Here is a 4,353-nt window from a genome sequence, read left to right on the forward strand (position 1 = left end):
GCATAGATGATTTTTTTAACGATGATCGGAGGTTTTTACTATGGCAAGTATCGAACAGCTGGAAGCACGGAAAAGAAAAAGAGAACGAATTGCTGCTGAAAATCAGAGAGAAGCAGAACTATTGGAAAAAGAAATCAAATTAGCAAAGAAAAAAGAAGCACAAAAACGAACGTTTGAAAAAGGGCGAATTGTGGCTCAACTCCAGGCAGAGGTAAATGGTTTGCAGATTGTGGCGCCTGCTCCTCGTGTTGCCAAAAAAAACGACCCAGAGGGCTACAAGCGGTATCGTGACTATATCGCTTATGAAGCACTACTTGCTGAAAAATCGGCAGCTACTACACCTGAAGACACCCAAAAATGGCTTGTATCTACCATTAGACAAGCCGCTATGAACAACCAAAACACCAACCAGAGCACTTATGAAGCACTATTGAAAGCATTCGCTAAAGCACTTGTTAAACTTAATGACGGTCACTATAAGCTTGATTGGTCTAGTGAAGCCTATGCCAAAGTTGCTGCTTGGCGTGATAGCTTAGATACCAATGATACTTACTAGATATATGCTACCTAGTAGTCGGTCGCTCCTCCCACACCAAATATCCAAATACCATATATAGAGAGGATATATATATATTCTCTCTTCTCTTTTTTTGGGCATACTTCTCCTTAACCATATACGGAGCCTCGCTCCGAGCGCAGCTATGCAGCTCTCTCGAGACTCCTCCCCTAGCGAGAGGAGAAAATCTCGAGAGTAACTCTTTTGACTCGTGCTTTTGGCTTTGCTAAAAGTCTTATAAAAAGGCTCTTAGCAAAGCCTAGCACCCGCAAACGGTCAACGTAGCCGACCGTTCTCACCCACCCCTTGAATAGTACCGTAAGCCTTGAGCACTTTTTTTTAGTGTGGAAGCGATGGACTAAAACCACGCTCAACCAGGCTGGGCGATACTACAAGCGGCTCCACGTGTGGGTATCCTGAACCTCGCCTTTTATCCAAATCGTGATGGAAGGGCAGCGAGCGCCCGTCGGGGTAACAAGCTCACGTTCCTCCACGCTCTGCCGGGTGCTTTCGATGACGAGTGCTAGGCGGTACCACCGCTTTTTACCCCCCTACTTGAAAGGGGGAGAGGGTTGTCGTCCCTCAAAAAATGGGCAAACTAAAAGGGTAGCCCAGCAAAGAGCTACCCTATGTTTTTAACCTTTTTTCAATACGTTTGAGCTTTGTCTACTTGCTTTTAGCGATTTTTGCCGCTATACTTTAGTAGACAAGTGAGGGTAAGGCTCTTCTCTTACCGCTCATCGGCATTGAACTAGGGTGGCTAGCTCATTGCTACCCGTTATCGAATGGGGATTCGATAACGGGTTTTTATTTACCATTTTTTATTAGCATTTCTTCTTTTAGTATCTGATCTTTTTCACTTTTTAGCAAGACTTTTTTACACAAAAAACGAAAAAAACCACTTTTTTTTTAAAAAAATCTATTACGCTAGTCTAATACTTTATATAACATAATATATCCGTCCGTATCATGTGCTCACTTCTCTTATATAATGATATATAAACAAAAAAACCTCACTTTAAACAGTGAGATTTTATTATTTTCAGTTTATCGCATTAGCACTGGTTCGTAGTTTGCCGTCAAGGTCTGCATACTCCAACCAGCCAACCTTGCCAGCTTTTCGACTCCTGTCTAACTCTCTTTTAAGCTCTCGTAGCTCTTTTTTGTTAACAAAGTGTTTTACAGCCGTGCGGGCACTTTCGCCAACAACTGGATCATTAACGATATATGAAATCTGATCAATGGCGTCAATTTTGCGTTCAAGGGTCGCTTCGTCCATATACTGCAACTTGTCGATCTTCTTTTCTTGCTTCTCTACAGTGTTTTTCGTCTGATCAAGCTTTTTCGCCAGTCTGTCAATGTGATAGGCTTGGATTTTGACTCTTCCTGTATGTGCTACGAAACCAACAACAAGCCCCAGAACGGCAGCCCCAGTAATAAACCACGTTACCAATTTGCGAAATTGTGCTTCTAACTCGTCTTCTTTTTGCCGTAGACCTCTTTTATGATCGCTGTACTGCTGCTGTAAATGCCGTTTTTTGTCCGCAGCGATTTTTTCCGCTTTCCTTGCAGCTTCTTTTTGAATACGGCTTTCAATCTCAATTTCTTTTTGTTGAACCTGTTCAAGTTGGTAATCAAGGTCATTTCTTTTTTTCTCATTATCAGAGATCAAGGTCTGGGCCTTGGTCGTGATAGATCGGGAGTTGGTAACTGCTTCTTGCTTCTCTTTCTGCAATCTCTTGTTTTCGCTGCTCAAGTTCTCGTTTTCGATCAGCCAATCGGTGTTCTTGAGTGCGATCAACTGCTTGCTCAAGTTTTCGTTTTCTTCGTTCAGTGATTCGTTTTCTTCGTTCAGCTTCTGGATCTGTCGTTGTTGGTTCTTGATCATTTGCTGTGCTTGCTTCAATAAGTCGTCTAAGTTCTGCATAATCTCCCTCCTGATTTGGTTTTTGCTGACTTTCATGCTCTATATGGCGATTTTGCGGCTCTTTTGGCTGGTTGGTCTGGTCTACTGGGTCACTTTGACCATATACAGGCTGCTCAAAAGCCGGTTCTTCGGGCTTTTTAGTAGTAGATGTATCACCAATCCCACTTGCCAAACTTATTTTTCCGATTGGTTTTGCTTCTGGGCTTCTTTCTTTATCAGCTGGTACTCTTTCACTGCTTCCTTGTAGATATTCGGCTCTTCTTTTTCCAGCCGTTTCCAGCGCTCTTTCAAGCTGGCGGAGTCTTTGCTGAAGTCTAGCCCAAGCTTCAATAAGCTTGCGTCTGTAATCTTCCAATCTTTGCTTAATTTGCTCCATTGCTGCACTTGCTGTTGAAGTTGGCTCACTTGCTGCTGCAGATCTTCCTTGTCCATTTTCAGCGCTTCGTAGTCGACCTGCTCGCTTTCTAGCATTTTGTAGGCTTCCTGCCACTCTTCCAACTGCTGCTGCAAGTCCATTATTTGGTTGTTCAACTGAGCGTTGATCTTCTCTTGGGCTTGCAAATTCTGGACTTGTTGCCACAAGTCCTCGTTTTCTTGCTCCAGCTGCTTCAAATCCTCGTCCTGTCGTCGTTTCACGGCTTCTACTTTCTCTTCTAGCGTCAGAGTGTCCCAATTGCTCAATGATTCCATTAATAGTGCCCTCCAGTACTGCTTTTTGACGGCCGATTTGCTGATCAATCTCAAGTATCTCTTGTTTTGCCTGTTTTGCAGCTGCCCGTTGCTTGTTAGCAAGCTTCACTTTTCGATTTCTAGCCACTTTCCAACTGCTACCAGGTGCTATTTTTTCTAGCTTACGTGCATAATACCCCTCATGATTGGTAGGAAGCGGCATTTCTTCGCCATTTTCAGCGGCAATCCTTTCATAAGATCGATGATCGATTTCTGACATACCTAATGCTTTTAAATATTGGTTTGTAGCTTCTGCCCAATTTTTGCGCCACTTCTCAACGTTTTCTTGATTATTCCAATCTGTATACGGCACGTCCTCTCTTTCCCAAAGTTTGCGATTCCTAGCCCCAAGTTTTTGTTTTCCTGTTTCAGGGTCGATGATCGGAATTTTATTGCCGTTATCGTCCAGCTTGTAAGCCGTTTTGCGTTTAGGTGCCCATTTACCATTTTTTTTGAGTGCCCTCACAGTCAGTAATATATGGGCATGAGGATTACCATCATTTTTATCATGTAAAGCCACATCAGCAATCATTCCTTGATCTACAAAATTTTGTTGTGTGTAGGTTTTTAGTAGCTCGATTTGGCTATCACGATCAAGCTCTTTAGGCAAGGCAACTACAATCCGTCTTGCCAACTGCGCTGATTTTGAACGTTCACTCTTTTCAACCGCATTCCAAAGGGTCGCCCGATCTGAAAATCCTCTTGGAGCATTTTCGGGCAACAAGATTTCAGAATACTTGATTTCACGTCCTTTGTTATATCTTTTGGTTTTCTCTGAACGCTCATCAAATAGCTTTTCGCCTGATTGATATGCAGCAGCGGCTACAACTGATTGATTTTTGCCACGACTAATCATTTTTGCTTGTAGGTGAAAAATTGCCATCATTGCTGCCTCCTTTTGCATATTTTTTGATCTCACTTTTTTTAAAAGTGAGCTTGCGCCCTCTCCGCAAAACATCAGGAGAGGGCTAGAGTTTTGGTTACTTTTGGTAAAAGTAGCTCTCCATGAAGTGGCTCCGACTGAGTAGGTCGCCCTCGGCAGAGCGCACGGTTTGCGAAGCAAATCAACCGCACACTATGTGTGCGTATAAGTGCGCCCTTTACACGCCAGGGGGGCTCGGTATATGCTAAAATAATTATA

3 protein-coding genes are annotated in these 4,353 nt (G+C 43.1%); 1 reads left to right on the plus strand and 2 read right to left on the minus strand.

Features of this window, described 5'->3' with window-relative positions; genetic code table 11:
- The first annotated feature begins 40 nt into the window (after positions 1 to 40).
- Complete coding sequence (locus tag V3C97_RS07790) at positions 41 to 556, plus strand: hypothetical protein (RefSeq protein WP_338434567.1); 516 nt, start codon at positions 41 to 43, stop codon at positions 554 to 556.
- A gap of 1,042 nt (positions 557 to 1,598) precedes the next feature.
- Here the strand turns inward: V3C97_RS07790 and V3C97_RS07795 are convergent.
- Complete coding sequence (locus V3C97_RS07795) at positions 1,599 to 2,291, minus strand: hypothetical protein (protein ID WP_338434568.1); 693 nt, start codon at positions 2,289 to 2,291, stop codon at positions 1,599 to 1,601.
- Positions 2,218 to 4,098 (minus strand): MobQ family relaxase, encoded by a 1,881-nt coding sequence (gene mobQ / locus V3C97_RS07800; protein WP_338434566.1) that lies wholly within the window; start codon positions 4,096 to 4,098, stop codon positions 2,218 to 2,220. The genes V3C97_RS07795 and mobQ overlap by 74 nt, the downstream gene beginning before the upstream one ends.
- Positions 4,099 to 4,353 lie beyond the last annotated feature (255 nt).

The sequence above is a fragment of the Ligilactobacillus saerimneri genome (assembly GCF_036689625.1).
Lineage (GTDB): Bacteria > Bacillota > Bacilli > Lactobacillales > Lactobacillaceae > Ligilactobacillus > Ligilactobacillus saerimneri.

Excerpts from the sequence above, each read along its gene's own strand:
- V3C97_RS07790 (WP_338434567.1), top strand. The coding sequence starts at position 41 with ATGGCAAGTATCGAACAGCTGGAAGCACGGAAAAGAAAAAGAGAACGA.
- mobQ (WP_338434566.1), bottom strand. The coding sequence starts at position 4,098 with ATGATGGCAATTTTTCACCTACAAGCAAAAATGATTAGTCGTGGCAAA.